This window comes from Ruegeria sp. HKCCD7181 (genome assembly GCF_057221055.1).
In genome coordinates this window covers 164,923-187,052 of sequence record NZ_JBWVBC010000001.1, presented here as the reverse complement: position 1 = coordinate 187,052, position 22,130 = coordinate 164,923, and the positions used below count along the sequence as shown (strand labels likewise).

The 22,130-nt window shown below is 52.8% G+C and carries 25 protein-coding genes, 1 tRNA gene and 1 riboswitch; of the genes, 9 read left to right on the top strand and 17 right to left on the bottom strand.

Annotated elements, in window-relative coordinates; all coding sequences use genetic code 11:
- Positions 1 to 31: 31 nt before the first annotated feature.
- The 3 genes from AC2TCY_RS00965 to AC2TCY_RS00955 all read right to left on the bottom strand — a co-directional run bounded on the left by AC2TCY_RS00965 (position 32) and on the right by AC2TCY_RS00955 (position 2,330).
- A complete protein-coding gene (locus AC2TCY_RS00965; protein WP_480844875.1) occupies positions 32 to 694 on the bottom strand; it encodes an HD domain-containing protein in 663 nt (220 codons plus the stop codon).
- Entirely contained in the window at positions 678 to 1,778 is a 1,101-nt protein-coding gene (aroC, locus tag AC2TCY_RS00960) for a chorismate synthase (protein WP_480844874.1), read from the bottom strand. Before aroC ends, AC2TCY_RS00965 begins: the two co-directional genes overlap by 17 nt.
- Positions 1,779 to 1,889: 111 nt before the next feature.
- Positions 1,890 to 2,330 (bottom strand): 6,7-dimethyl-8-ribityllumazine synthase, encoded by a 441-nt coding sequence (locus AC2TCY_RS00955; RefSeq protein WP_480844873.1) that lies wholly within the window; start codon positions 2,328 to 2,330, stop codon positions 1,890 to 1,892.
- 71 nt (positions 2,331 to 2,401) lie between these two features.
- Positions 2,402 to 2,549, bottom strand: a riboswitch (FMN riboswitch).
- A gap of 54 nt (positions 2,550 to 2,603) precedes the next feature.
- On the opposite strand from AC2TCY_RS00955, the gene AC2TCY_RS00950 reads away from it, so the two are divergent.
- On the top strand, positions 2,604 to 3,218 hold the full coding sequence (locus AC2TCY_RS00950) for an FMN-binding negative transcriptional regulator (protein WP_480844872.1): 615 nt from the start codon (positions 2,604 to 2,606) through the stop codon (positions 3,216 to 3,218).
- A 25-nt stretch (positions 3,219 to 3,243) separates the two neighbouring features.
- Here AC2TCY_RS00950 and AC2TCY_RS00945 read toward each other — a convergent pair whose 3' ends face one another.
- Positions 3,244 to 3,690: a c-type cytochrome gene (locus AC2TCY_RS00945; protein WP_480844871.1), complete on the bottom strand. Its 447-nt coding sequence runs from the start codon at positions 3,688 to 3,690 to the stop codon at positions 3,244 to 3,246.
- Between the two features lie 483 nt (positions 3,691 to 4,173).
- On the opposite strand from AC2TCY_RS00945, the gene petA reads away from it, so the two are divergent.
- From petA to AC2TCY_RS00930, 3 genes are read left to right on the top strand one after another with little or no spacing between them, the layout of a single operon-like run.
- Entirely contained in the window at positions 4,174 to 4,758 is a 585-nt protein-coding gene (gene petA, locus AC2TCY_RS00940; RefSeq protein WP_480844870.1) for a ubiquinol-cytochrome c reductase iron-sulfur subunit, read from the top strand.
- Positions 4,759 to 4,769: 11 nt separating this feature from the next.
- Positions 4,770 to 6,101, top strand: coding sequence for a cytochrome b (petB, locus tag AC2TCY_RS00935; protein ID WP_480844868.1), 1,332 nt, complete (start codon positions 4,770 to 4,772; stop codon positions 6,099 to 6,101).
- Positions 6,102 to 6,118: 17 nt separating this feature from the next.
- On the top strand, positions 6,119 to 6,904 hold the full coding sequence (locus AC2TCY_RS00930) for a cytochrome c1 (RefSeq protein WP_480844867.1): 786 nt from the start codon (positions 6,119 to 6,121) through the stop codon (positions 6,902 to 6,904).
- A gap of 366 nt (positions 6,905 to 7,270) precedes the next feature.
- Here AC2TCY_RS00930 and AC2TCY_RS00925 read toward each other — a convergent pair whose 3' ends face one another.
- A complete protein-coding gene (locus AC2TCY_RS00925; protein ID WP_480844866.1) occupies positions 7,271 to 7,702 on the bottom strand; it encodes a hypothetical protein in 432 nt (143 codons plus the stop codon).
- A gap of 325 nt (positions 7,703 to 8,027) precedes the next feature.
- Here AC2TCY_RS00925 and AC2TCY_RS00920 point away from each other — a divergent pair, with 325 nt between their 5' ends.
- Complete coding sequence (locus AC2TCY_RS00920; protein ID WP_480844865.1) at positions 8,028 to 8,312, top strand: nuclear transport factor 2 family protein; 285 nt, start codon at positions 8,028 to 8,030, stop codon at positions 8,310 to 8,312.
- A gap of 8 nt (positions 8,313 to 8,320) precedes the next feature.
- Here AC2TCY_RS00920 and mtaB read toward each other — a convergent pair whose 3' ends face one another.
- Positions 8,321 to 9,577 (bottom strand): tRNA (N(6)-L-threonylcarbamoyladenosine(37)-C(2))-methylthiotransferase MtaB, encoded by a 1,257-nt coding sequence (gene mtaB / locus AC2TCY_RS00915; protein WP_480844863.1) that lies wholly within the window; start codon positions 9,575 to 9,577, stop codon positions 8,321 to 8,323.
- Positions 9,574 to 10,416 (bottom strand): diaminopimelate epimerase, encoded by an 843-nt coding sequence (gene dapF / locus AC2TCY_RS00910; protein WP_480844861.1) that lies wholly within the window; start codon positions 10,414 to 10,416, stop codon positions 9,574 to 9,576. Before dapF ends, mtaB begins: the two co-directional genes overlap by 4 nt.
- 210 nt (positions 10,417 to 10,626) lie before the next feature.
- Here dapF and AC2TCY_RS00905 point away from each other — a divergent pair.
- A tRNA-Lys gene (locus AC2TCY_RS00905) sits at positions 10,627 to 10,702 on the top strand.
- Between the two features lie 112 nt (positions 10,703 to 10,814).
- Here the strand turns inward: AC2TCY_RS00905 and AC2TCY_RS00900 are convergent.
- The 5 genes from AC2TCY_RS00900 to AC2TCY_RS00880 all read right to left on the bottom strand — a co-directional run bounded on the left by AC2TCY_RS00900 (position 10,815) and on the right by AC2TCY_RS00880 (position 15,328).
- Positions 10,815 to 11,720: an SDH family Clp fold serine proteinase gene (locus AC2TCY_RS00900; protein ID WP_480844860.1), complete on the bottom strand. Its 906-nt coding sequence runs from the start codon at positions 11,718 to 11,720 to the stop codon at positions 10,815 to 10,817.
- Positions 11,686 to 11,883 (bottom strand): hypothetical protein, encoded by a 198-nt coding sequence (locus AC2TCY_RS00895; protein ID WP_480844859.1) that lies wholly within the window; start codon positions 11,881 to 11,883, stop codon positions 11,686 to 11,688. The genes AC2TCY_RS00900 and AC2TCY_RS00895 overlap by 35 nt, the downstream gene beginning before the upstream one ends.
- A 90-nt stretch (positions 11,884 to 11,973) precedes the next feature.
- The gene (locus tag AC2TCY_RS00890) at positions 11,974 to 12,198 is read right to left on the bottom strand and encodes a hypothetical protein (RefSeq protein WP_480844858.1); all 225 of its coding nucleotides are present in this window, start codon (positions 12,196 to 12,198) and stop codon (positions 11,974 to 11,976) included.
- Between the two features lie 290 nt (positions 12,199 to 12,488).
- Entirely contained in the window at positions 12,489 to 14,450 is a 1,962-nt protein-coding gene (locus tag AC2TCY_RS00885; RefSeq protein ID WP_480844856.1) for a calcium-binding protein, read from the bottom strand.
- A gap of 233 nt (positions 14,451 to 14,683) precedes the next feature.
- Positions 14,684 to 15,328, bottom strand: a complete 645-nt coding sequence (locus tag AC2TCY_RS00880; RefSeq protein ID WP_480844855.1) for an acyl-homoserine-lactone synthase — start codon at positions 15,326 to 15,328, stop codon at positions 14,684 to 14,686.
- Positions 15,329 to 15,943: 615 nt separating this feature from the next.
- Between AC2TCY_RS00880 and AC2TCY_RS00875 the strand changes: the two genes are divergently transcribed.
- Positions 15,944 to 16,171, top strand: a complete 228-nt coding sequence (locus tag AC2TCY_RS00875) for a hypothetical protein (protein WP_480844854.1) — start codon at positions 15,944 to 15,946, stop codon at positions 16,169 to 16,171.
- Positions 16,172 to 16,331: 160 nt separating this feature from the next.
- Here the strand turns inward: AC2TCY_RS00875 and AC2TCY_RS00870 are convergent, their stop codons facing one another.
- A complete protein-coding gene (locus AC2TCY_RS00870; RefSeq protein ID WP_480844853.1) occupies positions 16,332 to 16,847 on the bottom strand; it encodes a hypothetical protein in 516 nt (171 codons plus the stop codon).
- A 244-nt stretch (positions 16,848 to 17,091) separates the two neighbouring features.
- On the opposite strand from AC2TCY_RS00870, the gene AC2TCY_RS00865 reads away from it, so the two are divergent.
- Positions 17,092 to 17,985 (top strand): lipid A-modifier LpxR family protein, encoded by an 894-nt coding sequence (locus AC2TCY_RS00865; RefSeq protein WP_480844852.1) that lies wholly within the window; start codon positions 17,092 to 17,094, stop codon positions 17,983 to 17,985.
- A gap of 425 nt (positions 17,986 to 18,410) precedes the next feature.
- Here the strand turns inward: AC2TCY_RS00865 and AC2TCY_RS00860 are convergent, their stop codons facing one another.
- The 4 genes from AC2TCY_RS00860 to AC2TCY_RS00845 form a co-directional block, all read right to left on the bottom strand.
- Complete coding sequence (locus AC2TCY_RS00860; RefSeq protein WP_480844851.1) at positions 18,411 to 18,926, bottom strand: hypothetical protein; 516 nt, start codon at positions 18,924 to 18,926, stop codon at positions 18,411 to 18,413.
- Positions 18,923 to 19,123 (bottom strand): hypothetical protein, encoded by a 201-nt coding sequence (locus AC2TCY_RS00855; RefSeq protein WP_480844850.1) that lies wholly within the window; start codon positions 19,121 to 19,123, stop codon positions 18,923 to 18,925. Before AC2TCY_RS00855 ends, AC2TCY_RS00860 begins: the two co-directional genes overlap by 4 nt.
- Before the next feature lie 114 nt (positions 19,124 to 19,237).
- Positions 19,238 to 19,891 (bottom strand): hypothetical protein, encoded by a 654-nt coding sequence (locus tag AC2TCY_RS00850; protein WP_480844849.1) that lies wholly within the window; start codon positions 19,889 to 19,891, stop codon positions 19,238 to 19,240.
- The gene (locus tag AC2TCY_RS00845) at positions 19,884 to 21,191 is read right to left on the bottom strand and encodes a tyrosine-type recombinase/integrase (RefSeq protein ID WP_480844848.1); all 1,308 of its coding nucleotides are present in this window, start codon (positions 21,189 to 21,191) and stop codon (positions 19,884 to 19,886) included. The genes AC2TCY_RS00850 and AC2TCY_RS00845 overlap by 8 nt, the downstream gene beginning before the upstream one ends.
- Positions 21,192 to 21,635: 444 nt before the next feature.
- On the opposite strand from AC2TCY_RS00845, the gene AC2TCY_RS00840 reads away from it, so the two are divergent.
- The gene (locus AC2TCY_RS00840; RefSeq protein ID WP_480844847.1) at positions 21,636 to 22,124 is read left to right on the top strand and encodes a helix-turn-helix transcriptional regulator; all 489 of its coding nucleotides are present in this window, start codon (positions 21,636 to 21,638) and stop codon (positions 22,122 to 22,124) included.
- The last annotated feature ends 6 nt before the right edge of the window (positions 22,125 to 22,130 follow it).

Genomic DNA, 22,130 nt, shown 5'->3' with positions numbered 1-22,130 from the left:
TCGGGCAAAGATCAACGCCCGGCGAACTGGTTTAGCGGTTTATCCAGTTTCGCGGCAAGCTGCTGCCGATCTCATCCGCGAACTCCTCGAGAAACCGGATCATTCGACCAGTTCGGGCCTTCGCGATCTTTTTCCCAGTCTCCGTCAGCATATCATCCGGGAGGTTCAGGAGTTTGACCTTCCAGTGGTCGATCGAGAATTGTAGATCGTCCAGCCGCCGGTGCTCGGCGAAGGGGTCGGACGGGTCGTACAGGGCGCGACCCAATGCGCCAGCAACCGAAAACGTACGTGCAATACCGATGGCACCCAGCGCATCCAAACGGTCGGCATCGCGTAAAATGCGCGCCTCTGGTGTGTCAGGGGGAATTCCGGCAGAAAAACTATGCGCGATTATAGCATGTTGCGCGGCCTGGATTTGGTGTCGATTAAAGTCCATTTCCCCAAGAATAGACTCTGATTCCTCGGCTGAACGATGAGAGGCCAGATGACGGTTGGGATCGTTCTTCGGCAGATTGACCAGATCGTGCAGGTAGCATGCGGCAAGCAGCACTTTCATATCGGTCAGGTCGTCCGAAATGACCTGCGCGTTAACCCAGACCCGATCCAAATGGGCTAGGTCATGGGCTGGGTCCGTTGCCATGCGGGTCTTAACGATCACACGCAGGACGGTGCGCAGATCAGCCAATCCGGCCACGGTTCTCGCCAATTTGTCCACGGTGGAGCAGCAGATGATCAAGGATCACACAAGCCATCATCGCTTCGCCGACAGGCACTGCGCGAATTCCCACGCAGGGGTCGTGGCGACCCTTGGTAATGATCTCGGTCTCTTCGCCCGACTTGGTGATCGTTTTGCGGGTGGTCAGGATTGAAGATGTTGGTTTCACCGCAAATCGTACAACAACGTCCTGACCCGTTGAGATGCCGCCCAAAATGCCGCCCGCGTGGTTGGAACTGTATTGCGGGCCGTCTTGACCCATAAAAATCTCGTCCGCGTTAGCCTCGCCCGTCAGTTCGGCGGCGGCCATACCTTCCCCGATCTCAACGCCCTTCACTGCGTTGATCGACATCATTGCGGCGGCCAAATCAGTGTCTAACTTGGCATAAACCGGCGCTCCGAGCCCGGCTGGCACACCACGTGCCACCACTTCGACGACAGCGCCGACCGAGTTTCCGGATTTGCGCAGATCGTCCAGATAGGTGGCCCAGTCCTGTGCGGCCTGTGCATCTGGTGTCCAGAACGGGTTCTGTTCGATCTGGGACCAGTCAAAATTGCCACGGTCAATCTTGTGCGGGCCGATCTGAGTCATGTATCCCGTGATCTGTACGTTTGGCGCGATCTGCTTGATCGCCTCGCGGGCCAACCCTCCTGCGGCCACGCGCGACGCGGTCTCACGGGCCGAGCTACGCCCGCCGCCGCGATAGTCGCGGATACCGTATTTCTGCCAGTAGGTAATATCGGCGTGGCCCGGACGGAACTTGTCCATGATGTCGCCGTAGTCCTTCGAGCGCTGATCGGTGTTTTCGATCATCAACTGGACAGGAGTTCCGGTGGTCTGGCCCTCAAACACGCCGGACATGATTTTCACAGCATCTGCTTCGCGCCGCTGTGTGGTGAATTTGTTCTGCCCCGGTTTGCGCTTGTCCAGCCAGTGCTGGATCATGCCTTCGTCAATTTGGACGCCCGGTGGGCAGCCGTCGACTGTGGCACCCAATGCGGGCCCATGGCTCTCGCCCCAGGTGGTGACGCGGAAGAGGTGGCCAAAACTGTTCATCGACATGGGCATGCTCCTTTGAACGTCGTGATTAGCGGGGAGTGCCTTTGTCCTCAAGCGGATTTGCAGACCAGGCAAGCAGGTATCGCCGCCTGGCGGCGACGCCAAGGCCCTAAATCAGGCTGCTTTGGAAAGAGCCGCCCGCGCCTCATTGATCTTCAGCGTGGCCTGCGCTGCTTCGCGACCCTTTTGAACGAAATGCTCCCGGTAGATCGCGTTGTGGTGATCAGTCTCCTGATACTGGTGCGGAGTGAGTGAGACCGACAGCACCGGGATACCTGTGTCCAAACCCGCACGCATCAACCCGTCAACCACGGCTTGAGCGACAAAGTCGTGCCGATAAATACCGCCATCTACGACAAAGGCCGCGCAGACCACTGCTCCGTACCGCCCAGTCTGGGCCAGATCGCGGGCCAGCAGAGGCATCTCGAAAGCGCCGGGTACGTCGAACACATCGACCTGTTCGGCAGGTATCAATTCAAGAAACCCGTCGAGCGCGCGGTCAACGATATCGGAATGCCAGTTCGCTTTGATAAAAGCATAGCGGGTGTGTGTCATCATGATCTCCTTTCGCAACAGACACGTCACCCAAGGCGATCACGAGCAGACACGCCGCGAAACGGCGCGCTGCACGTTCTCTTTCATCCGGACTATCACCGTCGGCTCTGGCTTCTCACCAGATCTGCTGACACCCCGAAGACCGGGGCCGCTCGCGGGCTTACGGGTCGCTGCCCGCATACCGCCGGTGGGGAATTGCACCCCGCCCTGAGAACGCACCGAACTTGCCAAGATGCGGACGGTTCTGCAAGAGAGATTGACAGGAGGACCGTCATGCATCCCAATCCAGTTTTTCGGGCCGAGGACCGTGCGCGTAACATAGAATTCGCGCGAAAACGCGCGTTTGGTGTGCTTGCTGCGTCCGCGGACGGGGCGCCACTACTCAGCCACGTTCCGTATCTTTTGGCCGCGGACGGTCAGAACGCAGAATTGCATTTGGTTCGATCAAACCCGATCGTCCGGGCGCTGAAGCAACCGCTGCCGGCACGAATCGCCGTGTCGGGTCCGGACGCATATGTTTCTCCTGACTGGTACGGGATGGACGATCAGGTCCCGACCTGGAACTATGTTGCGGTTCACCTGACCGGGCAGCTTGAGCTTTGTCCGCAGGATACGCTGAATAGTCTGCTGGACCGACAGTCGGAGTTTTTTGAAGATCGCCTGAACCCTAAACCGTCGTGGATGCCACAAAAGATGACACCCGAAGCGTTGGAACGGCTTTTGCGGATGATCGTGCCCTGCCGCATGCGCATCGAAGACATACAGGGCACCTGGAAACTGAATCAGAACAAGCCGGAAAACGCGCGCCTGGGGGCCGCGGCTCAGATTGAGAACGTCGGGTTTGGAAGTGAGGTGGATTGGCTGGCCGCGTTAATGCGTAAAGCGTGACCAGCCCGGATTTGGCGGCTTGCCCCTATTGGACTGAGAACGTCGCCAGATAGGCGGCAATGTCATCGGCCCCCTTCTTCAGTTTGACCGACATATTTGGGCGCGCGGTCTCATCCTGCAGGTATTCTTTGATAAAACCTATCGGGTCCTTCGAATAGGCCGATATGTTTTCTTCAGTCCAAACCAGCCCCTCTTGTCCCGCGCGGATCATATCATCCGTGAACATGCCGACAGGCAGACGTTCACTGCCATTGAGGTAATCGTTTTCCGTTCCTGCGGCCCGCCCGACCACACCATAGAGATTCGGTCCGGTGATGCCGCCTTTGACCAGAACCTCGCCATCCTTGATAATCGCGTGGCACGATGAGCAGCGGTTATAAAGCTTTTCACCTTTAGCCGGATCGCCTGCTGCAAGACCCTGAGTGGCGGTCGCGACTGTAAACAGCAGTGCGGTTGCAGATATCTTTGACATGGGGTGCTCCTGTTTCGCAATTGCTTGAAGGTGCCCTTGGGGCATTCACGCAAAAGGTGCAACAAGAAACGAGGCGCAATAGGCCTTTCAAAAATATCTATTTTAAATTAATGAATTAGATACGCTCAAATCCCGCTAAAGTAGAAATCTGCGGGGCATTTTTGTGGCAATTCTGAGGTTCTCGCGTCCGCGATTTTCACTCGACGCCAATTAATCCGAGATCGCACAGCCCGTCAGTGCGCGCGCGAATCACGTCCTGCTGCCGCCGCCGTTTGGGTCGGATTGAATGGCCCGAAAGATGTGTAACCTTGAAATATTGCCGCCTCGTTGTGACATGAATGCCCAGATGAGGCGTACTGCGCGCCTATGACCGCTGGACGAACCGTTTTCTCCCGGATAGATAGCCGCGATGAGACGCCGCTTTGATGCGGTGCTGACGCATGTTTGCCCGAAACGTCGGGCGCTGGAATCGGAGAAAACCTCGTGTCCCACGCAGAAGACCACGAAGGCACCCGCAGAGATTTCCTCTACTACGCCGCTGGCGGTGCAGGTGTCGTTGCGACGGGTGCAGCCGTATGGCCCCTGATCAACCAAATGAACCCATCGGCAGACGTTCAGGCGCTGTCCTCGATCCGTCAGGATGTGAGCGGGGTTGAGCCGGGCACGCAGCTGACCGTGAAATGGTTGGGTAAGCCCGTATTCATCCGCCACCGCACCGGTGCCGAGATTCAGGAAGCGCAGGAACAGGACGCCGAAGGCGTGGATGCACTGCCTGATCCGCTGGCTCGCAACTTCAATCTGCCCGCCGATGCGCCTGCAACGGATGCCAACCGCGTGATGCCGTCGCCCGAGGGCGAAGCGCCCGGCGCATGGATCGTTCAGATGGGCGTCTGCACCCACCTGGGCTGCGTACCTCTGGGTGATGCTGGTGACTTTGGTGGCTGGTTCTGCCCCTGCCACGGCTCGCACTACGATCTTGCTGGTCGTATCCGCAAAGGCCCCGCGCCTGAAAACCTGCCCGTTCCGCCTGTGGAATGGGTTGACGCCACCACCATCAAGCTCGGCTAAGGGAGACCCAGATGTCCGGAATTCCCCACGATCATTACGAGCCGAAGACAAATGGCGAGAAGTGGCTGAACAGCCGTCTGCCGATCGTCGGCCTGCTTTATGACACCCTCATGATCCCGACCCCCAAGAACCTGAACTGGTGGTGGATCTGGGGCATCGTCCTGGCGTTCTGCCTGGTGCTGCAAATCGTCACCGGTATCGTTCTGGTGATGCATTATACTCCGCATGTCGATCTGGCCTTCGCCAGCATCGAACACATCATGCGCAACGTGAATGGCGGCTATATGCTGCGTTACATTCACATGAACGGCGCCTCGCTGTTCTTTGTTGCCGTTTACATCCACATCTTCCGTGGTCTGTTCTACGGCTCGTACAAAGCCCCGCGTGAGATCACGTGGATCATAGGTATGCTGATCTATCTGATGATGATGGGCACCGCGTTCATGGGCTACGTTCTGCCCTGGGGTCAGATGTCCTTCTGGGGTGCGACCGTGATCACCGGCCTGTTTGGCGCGATCCCGTTTGTGGGTGAAGCGATCCAGACCTGGCTGCTGGGCGGACCGGCCGTGGACAATGCCACGCTGAACCGCTTTTTCTCGCTGCACTACCTGCTGCCGTTCGTTATCGCGGCGTTGGTGATCGTGCACATCTGGGCCTTCCACACCACCGGCAACAACAACCCGACGGGTGTTGAAGTTCGCCGTGGCTCGAAAGCCGAGGCCGAGAAGGACACGCTGCCGTTCTGGCCGTATTTTGTCATCAAGGACGTGTTCGCGCTGGCCGTTATCCTGGTCGTGTTCTGGGCCATCGTCGGCTACATGCCGAACTACCTGGGCCACCCGGATAACTACATCGAAGCCAACCCGCTGGTGACGCCTGCACACATCGTGCCCGAATGGTACTTCCTGCCGTTCTACGCGATCCTGCGTGCCTTCACGGGTGAGGTTTGGGTCGTACAGTTCGCAAGCTTCATCACCGGCGGCATCATCGACGCCAAGTTCTTTGGTGTGATTGCGATGTTCGGTGCGATCTTGGCGATGGCGCTGGCGCCCTGGCTGGACACGTCGAGCGTACGTTCGGGCAAATATCGCCCGATGTTCAAATGGTGGTTCTACCTGCTGATCATCGACTTCTTTGCCTTGATGTGGCTGGGTGCGATGCCCGCGGAAGAGCCCTATGCGACCTTCTCGCTGATCGCATCTGCCTACTGGTTCGCTTATTTCTTCGTGATCCTGCCGATCCTGGGTGTCATCGAGAAACCCGAGGCGCAGCCGGAAACCATCGAAGAAGACTTCAACGCGCACTATGGCAAGGCTGACGCCGACGCCACGCCGGCCGAGTAAGAAGAGGGACCGGAAACATGTTCAAGAAACTTGCAATCGGCGCCGCGTTTGCTCTGGCTTTGACCCCTGCTGCATCCTTCGCAGCAGGTGGTGGCGATGAGCATATCGAGGACTTCGCATTCTCTTTCGAAGGCCCATTCGGCACCTACGATCAGCACCAGCTGCAGCGCGGACTTCAGGTCTATACCGAGGTTTGCGCGGCATGCCATGGACTAAAGTACGTCCCGCTTCGTGACCTCGAAGCGCTGGGCTATTCGGAAGAAGAAGTCATCGCCTATGCGGCTGACAACTTCGAAGTGTTCGATCCGGAGCTGGACGATTTCCGTCCGGCCATCCCGACCGATCATTTCCCCGCCAATGACGGTGTTGGCGCACCTGACCTGAGCCTGATGGCAAAGGCACGCGCAGGCTTCCACGGACCATACGGTCTGGGGATCAACCAACTGTTCAAAGGCATGGGTGGCGCTGAGTACATCGCATCGCTGCTCGATGGCTACACTGGTCACGAAAAGGAAGAAGCGGGCGCGGTTCTGTATGAAAACACCGCCTTCCCGGGTGGCTGGATTTCGATGGGCCCGCCGCTGTCGGAAGATCAAGTCGAATTTGCAGACGGGCACCCTGCCACTGTCGAGGCGATGTCCGAAGACGTAGCAGCGTTCCTGATGTGGGCAGCTGAGCCCAAGATGATGGACCGCAAAAATGCCGGGTTTGTCGGCGTTCTGTTCCTGACCGTTCTCTCGGTGCTGTTGTATCTGGTCAACAAGCGTTTGTGGGCGCCGGTGAAAGGCAAGAAGTCGGTCTGACTTCTGTTCTTGCGATAAGATCGGACAAGCCCTGCGCGACGCGCGGGGCTTTTCTTATGTGGGCGACTGTCAACAGAGGTTTTGCTGCGGCTGCTTCATTCGCTTCCAATGGCCGTTTCGAGCCCAATTTTCCGATTTTCGGAGCAAATGCAGATGCCTACATTCCCAGTCACGGGGTTGAACAGTTTTCCAAGCGGGCTCAAATGACCGATCCGCAATTTCACGTTTACTCCGAAGTAAAGACCATCTGAAACGATGTCCCCTGTTGCCGTCGAAGGATATCGACGAGCATCAACAGTCTTTTGATCCGACCGCATCTGAAGGCGTTGTGCCATCCACTTAGAGAAGTAGCCCACCGGGGAGTTCTCAACACTCCTTCACGCCAATGCTTATCAGGTATTCACCCGATATAAAAAGAAGCTCATCTGGCCCGGCATATCTAGCCGTGGACATAAACCAACTTCTCACCGGCTCTGGATAATAGCTGGAAAACGAAGCGCTATACCTGTCGAATTCATCTCTGGTCATTTCTTTTCGAGACGAAAGAAAAGGGCCATGAAACCCGAACGTAGTATCAGATGCGATGCACGCGTTGTCCGCACCCAGAAGCAAGGTGCAGCTGGAATAACAGTAGTCACCGATTATCTGAACTTGCGCGTTCTTCCGATTGGCGATTTCAATCTGTACTAAGCGGCTCAAGAACCGCCCGCCTGTATCATTTCCAACCTGTATTTCTTCTGATGCCACCGGCAGGCCCATCAGGATAAGCCCTGCCAAGGCTGTAATAATGCCTTTCATCCGCCGCCTGCTCTAACGTGGAATCCTATTGTTTTCTTTACGCTTAACAGAAGCACTTGCATCGTGGACGCTAAGAAAGGTTCGTTCTTTATTTATCGTTGCTGATACGCCACAGGTCTTTGGATTAAATTCCACGCGAAGAACTACGGGTGCTACACGTAACTTCAGAGCCAAATCGCTCGAATTTCTCGACCATCAAATTCGCGGTCACCGCATCACGGGTTTGTTCCCCAACAAATTCGAATCCGTTTTAGCCAACTAGAATGCAGACCTTGGAGCCAAAGGAGCGAAGGCTAACATTTCCCGCTCAGCTGACCTTGAGTTGGTGCCTGAACAACTTACCCTCGTGGGCGTGATGCCGCTGGGTTTGGGCCGTGCCTACCTGAAAAATCTTACCGACATTTTCGAGATGGAGCATTGGACCATGAAGGAAACTATCGCCGAGGGCAATCACGTGGTTGGTGTCGCGGTGACAGCCTGGAGGCACAAAGAAACCGGCAAGACGGGGGAAACGCCGGTGGTTATCATCTGCCGGTTTCGGGATGATCTGGTCACGAATGCGAGGAGCTCTATGACACCGCCGCCGTGTCCGCCGCCACCAGCTGAATAAGATCCGTGTCAGGCAACCAAATACGTGTCGGTGTTGCCGGAGATTTCGGATTCAACAATCTGACCCTCAACCTTTGGTGTGACAAATGTCACTTCGGCAAATTGTTCGGTCCGGCCCATATGCGGGTTCTCCATCAGAATCCGATGTGTTTTCCCGATCTGCTCCGTCAGGTGCTTTGCCACCTGCAGATCTCCGGCCGCGCGCAGGCGGGCCGCGCGTTCTTTGATGATGTTGCCGTTGGTCTGTTGTGGAATGCGGGCTGCCGGGGTGCCTTCGCGTTTGGAGTAGGGGAAGACATGCAACCAGGTCAGATCGCACTCTGTGACCAGTTTCAGCGAGTTCTCGAAATGGGCATCGGTCTCGGTCGGAAAGCCAGCAATGATGTCGGCGCCAAAGGTCATATCTGGCCGCAGCTTGCGGGCCTCTTCGGTAAATCGAATGGCGTCATCGCGCAGGTGCCGGCGCTTCATCCGTTTCAGAATAAGGTCGTCGCCATGTTGCAGCGATAGGTGTAGATGCGGCATCAGGCGCGGTTCGGTCGCGATGGCACGCATCAGGTTCTCGTCCACTTCAATAGAATCGATCGAGCTGATCCGAAGGCGCGGCAGGTCCGGTACGAGTTTCAGGATCCGCATGACCAAATCGCCCAACTTGGGTTGCGCCGGTAGATCCGCGCCCCACGACGTCAGGTCGACACCGGTCAGAACCACCTCGTTATAGCCCCGGTCCACCAGCCTCTTGATCTGGTCCACCACAACGCCGGCAGGAACGCTGCGCGAGTTGCCACGGCCATAAGGAATGATGCAGAAGGTGCAACGGTGGTCACAGCCATTCTGGACCTGCACATAAGCGCGAGAGCGGGTGCCAAAGCCATCGATGAGGTGACCCGCTGTCTCTGTCACGGACATGATGTCGTCGACCTGCACACTCTCGGTTTCGCCAATGAAATCGGCCGCCATACCTTTCCAGGTTTCAGGCTGCATCTTTTCGGTATTGCCGATGACGGCATCAACTTCGTCCATCGATGCAAAAGTCTGAGGCTCCGTCTGCGCGGCGCAACCGGTAACGATCAAGCGCGCGTTCGGGTTCTCCCGACGTAGCTTGCGAATTTCCTGCCGCGCTTTGCGCACGGCTTCGGCGGTGACGGCGCAGGTGTTCACAACCACGGCGTCCTGCAGACCCGCCTGTTGCGACAGCTCTTTCATCGCCTCGGTTTCATAGGCGTTCAGGCGACAGCCCAATGTGGTGAATTTGGGCGGATTCATCCCAGTGTCTCCAGAAACGCGGGTGTCAGGGTTCCCGAAAAGACGTGGCAGGTCGGCCCGGTCATCCAAACCCCGTCCTCGCGCCAGTCGATCCAGATCGTTCCACCATCCAGTTCAATCTGCACCTTGCGCCCGGTCAGGCCGCGTCGCGCTGCTGCAACGGCCGTTGCACAGGAGGATGAACCAGAAGCAAGCGTGATCCCTACGCCCCGTTCCCACACGCGCATACGGATGTGGTCCGGGCCAATCACCTGCGCAACCTGAACATTGGTGCGTTCTGGATAGAGCGGGTGGTATTCGTAGCGGGACCCGAACTCTTCCAAGGGTATCGCTTCGGCATTTTCCACAAAAAACGTGCAATGCGGGTTGCCCATTCCAGTAGCCGTTGGTCCGCCCTCGATCGGTAGTTCCAGCGTGTCCATTTCTTCGGCCAGCGGAACTTCGTTCCAGGCCAGTTGCGGCTGTCCCATATTGACTGAGGTCAGGCCATTACCTGCATCCCGTGCCAGCAACGTGCCGCGTTCGGTTGTCAGGGTCAGTTCGTTTTTGTTCTGCTCATCCATCAAAAACCGGGCGATACACCGTGTTGCGTTGCCACACGCTGCCGAGGTTGAACCATCAGCATTGAAGAATACCAGATGGGCATCCGCGTCGCCGTTTTCGATGACGGCCAATTGGTCAAACCCGACACCAAACTGCCGGTGCCCGATTCCCTTGGCCAGCGCCGGAGTAACCGCCACTGCCTGCGCGCGCGCGTCTACAATGACAAAGTCATTGCCCAGCCCGTGCATCTTCATGAAGGGCAAGCCTATGGGGTGAGTCTTTTGCATGGCGGGCATATAACGCTCGTCGAGAAACGAATCCACCCTGACGCGCAGATTCCTGAAAAAAGGGGTTGACCCCCCTGCGTCACCTCCCTAATTAGGCCGCCTATCGGGGCGCGCGAAACACTGATAAATCGCGTGAAACGAGGTGCAAATTAGGGACTTGAACCCGGTTGGGAAAATGCCTTAGAGAGCGCCACGGATCGACAAGATCCAGAAAAGAGTGGGCCGTTAGCTCAGTTGGTAGAGCAACTGACTTTTAATCAGTGGGTCGCAGGTTCGAATCCTGCACGGCTCACCACTTTTTTAAAATTAATATCAATTTGTTGAGCGCCGAGCGCTCTTGGCATATCCCCTGTTTGCTTCATGCTCTGTTGCGTCTGGGGGACAAATAGGGGACATTTCCGTCAGATTTACTGCCCACCGACCGTCCATTGCCCTCCATTCGAGTTTCGAATTATTTTTATTGAGTTCGTCATTCCAAACGATGCAACGAAAGCATGATGAACACTGAGTACGTCTTCCTGAAGATCCTGGTCACCTTCTAGTGAAACAACCTTCAACCCCATGTCGCTGCACTTATCAATCATGAAGTGGTGTGCGTGTTCTGTCGTGCCCTTGTAGTCCATCAAGCTTTCAACGATTGCATAAGCTGCCTCTGTCGGGCTCTCCTCGTTCTTAAGCATGTTACCGGCCAACCAACGCGTTACCATGTCCCGTGTACCCGCAACGCCTCGCTCACAATCAAGGATGAATGCAGGTGGGTACTTTGCAAATACTTGCTCGTAAACCAGTCTCTTCAGTGGTTCCTTTTTGATTTCTTCAATTGCTTGATCAACTTCTGCCAGAACCCCCATAGCGGGATGACCTTTGATCTGTGGGTCTGTTGGGCCAAGGGAGGTGTGTTTACCCATCACTATTTCAGTGCACGCGCAAGCAATCATAGTACCTGCCGACATAGCCATGTGAGGGATGATTGCGCGAATGTCTGTTCCAAACATTCTATAAAGATATTCTACGATAGCCCGAGTGGCCTCAGCGCTACCACCAGGAGTATGAAGAATTAAATCCAGCCCTTTGTCTCTTGGCACGTTGTGCACAACTGCCATCAGGCCATTCATATCTAGATCAGTTATTGCGGCTTCTGGGTGAATGCGCCCGTCCGGCGATTTCTTCTGCAGCCAGCCAGAGTAGTAGGCGATGACAGGTCTTCCAACTCTGGCCTCGAGTGCGCTTAAGTACTTTGTTGTGACGAGGTCGCAGGCATTAGCTTGCCCCAGACCACTAATCTCTTGAACTATTTCGTTCCATGTTGGCATGGCAAATTTCGGTTCCACCGGTTACAGAAATTGGAGTGAACTCACCGTAACCGGAAAAACCATAAGAAATCAAAGCAGTGTTTTGTTTTGGGTCGTGGGAGAAATGTTCGTCGGCACCAATCGCAATACCCAGCTCTGCCAATGCATCAGTTCTTTCTGACATCAAATCCTCCACTACTAAAAGTGATTCGCTTTAATCTAACACGGGCGAGTCAACAATCAAAAACTGTAACCTTGCAAGTGAATCAAATTGTCACATCACCGTGTTTTGAGAAGCAACGATGAGCGGCGGTTCCTTCGGAAAGGACCGAATATCAAACCACTTAAAGCACGTACCGTCTGCATTGCGCTTGTCGCCCATTAGCAAATGCGTGCCGGTTGTCCTGTGCCGGATCAGCGCCGCCCTGAACGCCCGTAAGTCTATCAGCCTCCAGCTTGCAATCGATTGTTCGTTAAGCCCCGCATGGCCGTAGAACATCCAATCCCCATGGGGGCTTGCGGCAACACGTGAGCGACTAGTTGCGCACGTTCTTCGTATCAGTGCCCCTTCATGGGCTCGCGACCATAAAAACGGATCGTTGATATCCTAGGTAATAGAAAACACGTGCGGGGTCTCGTCTTTAGGAAATTGCGCACCCTTGGAAGAAGTTGTCGCAGATTGCCCTGCTGAGTTCCTCAACGCATTGACATGAAAACCTCAGCTCAAACAGAGTTACCAAAAAAACCTATGGCAGAGGCCAAAAGCCGCCTCCTGCCTCAAGTTGTTTGTCAGAAAAAATAGTCACCTTCATCCAAAACCAAAATGCTAGATTCCAATATGTTAACAGGAGTGGAATCCAAAACCGTTGTGACTTCTCGATCACCCCACAAGGATTGTGCATCTTCAGAATATGCTTCTCGCAATTCTCTCCCAAATTGATCGAACTCCGGCTCGGAATTGGGAGACATGCCCGATTCTTCATCCACGAGAAAAATAAATGAATCTGAGCTATCGCCCCCAAGTAACGCCTCTTCTCTGAGGCCATTGTTGAGTAATTCGGTGTCTTGGTCGCCAATAAATAAATCCGAGATGGGTTGTAAATCGAAGAGCGAACGGCATAGGAGTAAGTCCCTAAAAGTAGAGGGATGAAGAAGTACTATTTCGACAACTTCATATGGGTCCAGTTCCAACTGGATACTCGAAGAATCGGCAAAAGAAAGTTGCTCTACATCGACAGTGATATCCACCTCACTCGCAAAATAATAATCATCAAGGCTCGTCGCAGTTTCCGGAGTTTTCCCTGGTTTCAACAGAATCGTTGAGGGATCAGGAATATACGTTCGGTAGCTGCCGTTACCGTATTCCCCGATGTAAAATCTTTCGTAAACATCGAGTTCAAGAATATTGGAGAACTTCGCTTCTATTGCTGCCTTTTCGGCTTCGTCAATTATCCGAAGCTTATTTCGGGAACCTTTGACGAATCTACCATCTTCATAGAAAGCAGCACGGTCACTTAACCCATCCGCTGACCCTTCTAAGATGCCCACCTTTCTCACGGACAGGCTAGCGTTACTTCCACCTAGGCCAGTTAGATCCAAGTCAACGGATACATCAAAATCGTCGCTTCTATTTGAAACGTAGATAACTGTTTTATCTTGCCCAGTGTAGGCATTAAACTCAATTGGTCTATTCTTGGTAGGAACGCCCTCCAAATGCAACAGTGACAATCCTTCTCCGTCTTTCCCCAACAGGCTCTCCTTCATCAACATGAAGATTTGGCCCGCGGGAGTTGGTTGGATTGGGTTCTCCTCTAAAGTTCCACCTGCCAGAGAATTATAGTTCTTATTTCTGACAGACCACACATCGGCAGCATCGACTCCTGCCTTCAACATATTTTCAAATTGCTTTAGGATAACCGAAGCAGCCTTTAGACCCTGCTGATCGATACGGGCATTTTGCACGTTCCATTCTGTGATATGGTAATCGAGGTCCTTCTCAAAATACTTGTCCCACATATCCTTTCTGGGGCCGATTTCCCGATGTTCATAATACCCATCGGAAAATGTATTGTCGTCGCCATGATCCTTGTAATAATAGTAGTGAGAAACAATACCGTCGATGGCTTCACTTGCCACAGTTGCCTGTAAACCGTCGGATAAATCTTTGTTCGCATCGAAATGCCGTATTATTTCTTTGTTTTTTTGATCCATGGTACTATTTCCAACGTGCCATGGCGGTGCGGTTTGTACCAGGAATTTTGGATCAACTTCTATATTCTCGCGAGTATCATTTAAATCATCGATGGCATGCTTGAGGTAGGTAACGGCACTGGATGCGTCTTTTCCATATTCGCCAGCGCTCTGAAAGGACCAGTATTCATTGCTTATTTCAAACGCGTTTAGGAGCTTACTACTGGCACCCAATTTGTCATATACTGCGTTAACAAAATCACGCATTTGCGACTGTGTGGCGAGCAAGTCTCCCACGGGTACGCTAAGCGTAAATGGTGTGCCTCTTTCAACTGCCCAGTCCAGAAACTCTTGGAGCTTCTGATTTAGCTCGCCGTTCTCCAGGTGTGTTATGTTTTCTTTTTGAGCTGCTCCTGCTGGGTATCGTAATTGCGTGACACCTAACATATCGAATGCTTCACCAATATTGTGGGACATTTCCCGAAAATTTGCGCCAAAGTGGGACTCGGTAACCCGATTGGAAACCTCACCTGGCCTCAACTTGTAGGAATATGATGGCATTACTCAATTCCGATTCATTGTTGCTCCAGTGCAATCTTTCAAGAATCCTGTTTTCGGGCAAAGAATTAGTGCGACGTATTTTATTTGGAAATAAAGCAATTTTTCACGAAGTTAGTTGTCGCACACCGTTTTGTAGGGTCGTGAGTACACGCGTTATCAGCTTCTTACCTTCCCAAGATTCATTGGCTTCCTACCTACGGATCAACAGCGACAAGTTTTTATCGCGAGCCATCCTACGCAAAGCGCTCAATCTTGGGCTTTTCAGACTTGAAGCGACCAAGAGCTGTGTTGATCCACATTCTGGACAGTTCCCTAGATATTCCGGCTCTTTCCGCAACACGATTGCAGTCCTCTGGTGAGTACGGCCAAAGCCCCACAGAAACTTGCTCACGCCCGCTCCCTTCAGAACCCAAAACTATTGGAGAGGAACCTATCAGTCGATAAATGCGGATCATTCTAGCATCGAAGACACCTGCTATATGGGAAAGACCAAATTTCTCCATCAATTCACCTCCACTCAACATGATAGCACCGGCTGTGAAGGGGCTCGCATTCCGCGACAAGCAGAAGCGAGTAACCTCCCAAATCAGCGGATCACGTACTGGGTAACCGCCAGTAAGATGTCCAAACACATCATTTATCATTACGGGACCGGTCGTCGGCAAAACTCTCATTGATCCGCCGTGTGAACCATCGGATTCCTCCCAAATTACATAAAGCGGGTTCAAATCGTCGTACCGATCCCTTTCTTCTCCACGAGCGTTTACCTGAACATCCCAACCCAATCTGGTTTTGAACTGATCTGCTCTATCCTTGAACATGCCGCTTGCCAGTGTCGGATAGCTGCTCAGCTCGTTTGCAAAAATATATCTTAGCATTCGTTTCACCACTTGATTCCATCGCGGAACTAAGTGGTGGTGGATCATGGTTAATAGTTAGTGAGCGTGCCGGAAGAGTGGTAAGCAATTGTTAAACAGGGTTAACATTGCTCTCAAAACACTGATAAGCTCGTAAAAGTAGGCGCCTGGGGCTTTCCAGCAGGGCACTGACAGATTTGACCAAATTGAGTAAATTTTTTACTGCAGTGTTGCTTGCCTAGAAACAGTCACAGGCTAACAAATCTACAAAGCAATCTGTTTCATATATGTTGTGCCTACACCTGTTTGCACACATACAAACTTACTCATATTGAGCGACAGTTTACCTTTTATTAAGGAAGTCAGTTCAACTTGGTGAAAATTTTGTAAATGGGATCCATCGTTATGGGTGATGATTTTTTGCAGCGCGCCACTGACGCCGAACTTCGACTTCGGGCAGAGGGGATGTCTCTGACGGCAGATGCAATCTGGAAACTAATCAATACATACTTAGGCGAGCAACCCTCGGATTCAAAGTTACAGTGTGGCCAAAATGACCCGCAATTAAAACCTTGGTTAACCAGCCGTTAACCAAGGTTCCCCTACGGTACTTAAAACAAGAAGTTGAGGGGCTTCATGAAAAATACCCATTGGTTTGTCGAAGCAATTTCTGAAATGATCGGCGACGTTAAAAACGGAAATCAGAGATATTTATTATGCGGACTGCAAGCTGCCTTTGAAGTTTTCTTGGATGAGGGAGGAATGACCGAGGAAGAAAAGGCAGTTGCCCGCAGAATGTTGCAAAATGACTCACAGGGTTCATTTACATTGAATGATTCAATACAGGATTGTTTTAATGAATAAAATTGCGCACCCAGTAAGGATTTTATCGGTGGTGTTGAACGGATTTTTGCGTCCCTCGAAACCCCAAATGAATCGTATTTGTTGTGTTCTTCTCTACCGGTAGGCCATTCTCAATCAATAGCTTTTAGGGTTAAATCCCCTGGCAATAAACGCATGCGATTTACGCGGTTTTATTCAAAGCAAATGCCTGCCCCTCTTCAGAAATGCTCGAACAATATATCTCTCCAACCAATCCTCCTTGAACTCTTTGATAAATACGTGAAACTACAATAGTAATGTTTCTACATATTTGCGCTTCCAATCTTTCTGATTCACAGAAATACCAATCATCCAGCAAAGATTTTAGACAACCCCGAACTGCATCCTGCTGTCGCTTGCTGAACGGGCGTATTGAATCGCACTGGTCCATGCAGACCGCAACTTCGTCAGCGATACTCGTGGAAATTGCTATTGCTCTATCAATGTCCTGAGGCGACTTGAGCAATTCTACCAACGCTCCCATTGCTACTACATCAAAAAAATTTGGTGCAGATACGGTTCGCCCACACCCGAAGTTCAGTTGAATTCCAAAATGGGGCCGTAAAATCTTCCACGCAGTTTCGACCTCAGCGCAATGCCTTGAAAGTACCGGTAATACGTCCTGAACATCGAACGGTGTCGTTGTCGTGCAAAACAAGGCTGATTCCTTTCACCAATTTCCAAACCTTTTTTAAGCAAGAACAATAATAGTGAATTAACGCACCGGTCTGTTGCCTGCTACTTCTCGTGCACTCAGGCAGGTATCGAACAAATCAAGACAGATGAGGCCAAGTTTGACCCCAAGCTCTATTTCGGCGGCAAGAAATTAGTCGTCTGTTAATGCCTGCTCGCTAACGATTGGTTCTGCATCGCCCATATTCCGTCGAATTGAGGTATAGTATATGAAGAGATTATTTCTGGTTGTTTTTGCGTCTTTTCTGGCGACCTCTGCATTTTCAGGGCCGACAAAGTCCAGCTTTTTTACCAATGACTTTCTTGGAGATGGGAGAGACAGGTGGCGTTCTGCGAGCTACACGCTTTTCCTTGGTTTTGAAGGTGAAAATACCGGCGGTATCGCACATGACTTACGAGGCAGGGCTGAAATCATTTCGCCTTGGGGTGCGAAAGCTCAGCCAGCAAATGATGATCGACCCTATGTCGGAATGCTGGGATTTGGAGCATTTGCGAACGACCGGTTTGGGAAATTGGACTATAACTTCGGTGCTGAAATTTTGTTTACAGGCGACCAAACAAATATCGCAGATTTTCAGCAGAGCTTTCACGAAACAACTGGTATCGCAGGTTATCTTCCGAGAGACATGCCGCACGAGCATGTAGGTGACGACGTAACTGGTATGGTATCTGGTGAAATCGCGAGGAGCTACAGCCTAAACGACGAATTATCTATCCGTCCGTTTCTGGGCGCGCAGGCGGGGTACGAGACTTTCGGTCGAATTGGCTTTGATGTAATTTTGGGGGATTACGCAGAGGCAGAGCGCTATGTTCGGGATCCTGTTTCAGGCTTTTTGCAACCATCTTCGCCAAACAGAGCAGATAGGATGGGCGATTTGTCATTCTTGATCGGAGCTGACTATTCCTACGTCACCCATAGCGATTTCTTTCCATCCTGGTCTGCCGTTGAGATGGAAAACGAACGAATCCGTGTGCGGACGGGGCTGCAAGCTCGTGTTGTTGCTGTTTCAGTTTTTGTAGGCTTCACCTACCTAACCAAAGAATTCCACTCTCAATTTGAAGACCAGACAATCGGTGTTATCTCGCTTGAGTTTCCTTTTTGACAGGATGCGGTAGGACCGCTCAGTAACTTTCCCAAAAGTGCCAGCCACTAGTTTTTAAGAACGCGAAGTGTCTTGCGCCTTAACGATGCAGAGCGTCAGCTAAGAATGGAGAAGAAAAATTGAAAAGAAATAAGGTGTTAATGCCTAAGGAAGAGCTGCAAGGCCGAGCCAAAGTGCGCAAATGGATTTTGATGATTCTTTTTGGGTGCATTTCCACGGCCATGTCAACTTGGTCACCAGCAAGCGCAGGTGAAAAACGCGGCAACTGGCTTTCAAGTTTTTCCCTCCTGAGGCCTGCATTGGCAACGTAGACTGGTCTGCAGTCGGATTTTCCGATGGTGAACTAGGTATAGAGGCCTCTTATTTCATGGTATACGAGCAGCTTTGTGCTGAGAGATCCAAGACACCAGACAAGCGCAAGTATTTCAGTTCGTATAACCTTCATCCAGTAACACCCCATGCGGGCAATCCGGCTTCTGTTGCTGCATGGACCGCCTGAAAAAAGCGTCAGTTTGTTTGACCCCATGGGGCAGGCCAGCGGCCAATCTACGGAGTATCCGCGCCTCTCGCGCCATCGCCTGCCGACGAATTCGAAAGTACGTGTGCCAGCGCATCAGACGGGGCTTTGCCGGGAATGGCTGTTCAAGCCCGCCAGAAGACTGCCCAAGACTGCGCCGCAGCTTGAATGCCTGCTGATAATCCCGGTCCTGAACGCCCTTTGCCTCGGACGCATACCGCAGCCCAAGACAGATCCGACACTTGAGCGGATACAGAACACCACAGCGACGATTGCAACCGGGGCAGAGAAACCAAGCGCGTGAGCCGCCGAGATTGCAGGCTGTGCGATCCAACGCAATACGATACCCAGCGACGTAAACCCAATCCCGCCCATTGGTGTCAAAGTCACCTATCCGGGCCTGCTGAGCGGCTTCACAAATCATTTGGCTAAACCTCGGCTTTCCATCCGTTCGAATATCGCCGCTGCGATTGGCGGCCACGTTATCAGGTGTCGCAGGGCGCGCTCCGTGTCATAGGTTCCTTGCCCGATCCTGTAGTAACCGAGAAAGGCAGGCAGCAGTTCGTCGGTGCCGGATATGGCGGCAATGTCAAAGCCGGTATGCTGAAGATAACGGACCAATTCACCGGGGCCGCTTTGCACGAAGTCCAGCAGGATATTCCCGCCGAAAACGTCGCGGAAACCCCGCCAATCCCGCCGTTTACAGTAATGGACAGTTTTTGGCGGGGTTTACTATTATTGGGGGGACTTGAGTGGGCGACCGGGCTTAGAGCCGCCTTCAGGTTTAAACCTTTTCCACAACTCTCTCTCACGCGCCCGAGAAACCCCGTAGCTCTTATACCATTCGTCTCGCTGGGCCTCGGTTGGGTTGCGCCCGGGGAGTTGGTTTAGCCAGATTTGATAGTCGCGCTCAACGTCTTCGCGCAACAGGCTCGTGTTTCGCTGTGATTTCGTGCTGATATTTTTAAGCGCGAAAATGAGCTTGTCTGCTTCAGTCTCAGGCAGAACTATTTGCTGCCCTTCGAAGGCCTCCAACTTCTGTGCAAAATCTAGGGGAATTGGATGCCCTGACAAGTTGGCCTGATCCGTGGCAAACAGAATAGCGACACCAACAAACAGTTCTGGCTCCATGCCTTTTGCTGCGTCCCGGATCTTGGCGAGTGAAACCACGCCTGAACCTGCATCAATGAACGCAAACTCCATCCGTTCGCCCCATTGGATCATACTCAACAAATCAAGCGAAACCTGGGTCGGCTGTTCGCCAGGGTTATAAATCGACACCGCTTCAACTTGACCAATCTGGCCGGCAAAATCATCCCAACCGACGCCAGCATTGCGGTATTCAGAGGCAATGTCATAGAGGGATACATATCCAGTTGGGTTAAACATTCCGCTGCCCTTCTAGCTCAATCACGTCCGCACTTTCCTGCGTTATCAGCTCTGCCCATTTGTCTAATGCGACTGCTCGCTCAGCCAGCAGTTCGGCCTGATTGTAAACGCGGGCAACAGCGCTTGGCTTCGATCCTGCGGCCGCATGGTTCAAGACCCGATCCACAACAGATTCAGAAATGCCGCGCTCGGCCATATGGGTGGCAAACGCAGTCCTGAAATCATGCAGACGCCACGCCTCGAAATCGTCGCCTAACAGTTCATCAAGGCGGGCTTTCATTTTACTCCACCCGGAAATTGGGGTGCGGCCAGTGGTGGTGAACAGGAAATCAGATGTAGCAGGGGGCTTGCCGGATTTCTTGTTTTTGAGCCTCTCGGCCTTCGCCAGCTCATGACGGGTTTGAACCGCTTGAATCTCGGCCATTGCCGGGGCCGATAGGTGGGTGATATGCCCCCGGTCGTTCTTTTCCTGTGATATGTTTTTTTTGAACCGGGACTTTGAAAGTTCCAGTTCACTTTTACGCAGGTTGTTGATCGAGGTGCGGCGCTGAACGGTTAGCAACAGAATGCGCACCGGAGGCCCCCAAAGGTCACCTAGTTCATAGGTTTGCTTCCAGATAGCTCTAACCTCGTCCAGGCTAAGGACACGATCCCTGATTTGTTCTTTGGTTGCGCGTTCCAGCCGGTCGCCCACATCCTCACTTAGGTATTCACGCCGCCACGCCCAGCGCGTGAAGTGCTTCAGCGCGGCCCTGATCCTGTTCGCCATGAACATCTTGCCTTCTTTGGCTTTGTCATCAATCGGCTTTTGCAGGCTAGCTCGGTTCAGGTCACCGATTGGCTGGGACAGGTGATTGCGCAACGCGTCCTCAAGTTGGCGCTTTCTTTCATCCTGCCGTTTCAGCGTGGAAAGGTGCAGTTCGTTATACACGTCGAGAACATCTTGCAGAGTTTGGGCGGTCGCTGCGGCCCGTTCCTGATCCCTGCGGGTTTGCTGGGCTTCAAGTACACGGTCAAAGCCACGTGCTGCCTCTGCCTCTATCTCTAGGGCCAATGCCCGTGCTTCCCCCAACCCAAGCGCGCCATCCTCACGCTTTCCAGTAGATGACCACGTGCAGTAGGTGCCAAAGGTGTGCTTGCGCTTCGCACCACCCTTTACCCGCTTTTCGTACATCCACACTGCGCGGGCGGGGTAGACCCGCAATCGCAACCCGGTGCGCTTGGTGTCCGATATTTCAATCCGCCCGTCTGCCGGTGGCTTAAGGCTCTTTAGGTATCGGTCGTTCAGTTCCTTTTTCATTAAATCGCCTCTGGGGGACTCATGGGGGACAAAATAGGCTGGATTATGACAGACAGATATGGACAACTGTAGACGCATTTTGTCTAGGGGACAACGCCCAGGAGGCTAAAAGCTATATAAATCAGGTGGAGTTCTGGAAGATTGCGGATGGCTGTGGACTGTAGTGGACAAAGGGAGGTAGAAAGCGTTCCTCTGACTTTTAATCAGTGGGTCGCAGGTTCGAATCCTGCACGGCTCACCACTTTTTTCAGTGACATAGCCGATATTTGTCTCTGACTGGAGATAGCGTGGGTACCGCTGGGCTACCACGAAACGTAATTTCATCGAAATAAAGTCGTTGAGCGCCTCAACCTTTGGCAGCGCCCCGGCAGTTGTCGCTTGAGGTGCCGCGTGTACCTGGCGTAAGAACCCGCGATCAATCCTCTATTCTCTGTGGAAGCTTCAATGCCATCAAAAAAACGCCTGACGATTTCGTTCTTCGCCTCACTTTTCTGCGCCTTTGTCATGCTGTTCGAAGATATCGGCGAAGCGATGGGTGTAGCCTGGATTGATGAATGGGATGACATTCATGTCTGGGAAGTCCTGATCATGTTGTCCCTGTTTGGTGCAATAATGCTTCTTGGTTTCGAGGTATTGAAGATGCGCCGGTATCAGGAGACGCTTGAGGATAAAGTGGCCAGAGCTTCAAGCGCGTTTGAAGATTTGTTGAATGCCTATTTCGAGAAGTGGTCTTTCTCAGACGCGGAACGCGAGGTTACCCGCCTGTTGATCAAAGGGTGTTCAACCGCCGAAATGGCAGAGATCCGCAATGCCAAGGAAGGCACCATCAAGGCGCAAACCAACTCGATCTATAAAAAATCAGGATACGCCGGCAAAGCTCAGCTGCTGAGCGCATTTCTGGAAGACCTGACCGACGGCGGATCGGTGGCCTGATTTCAA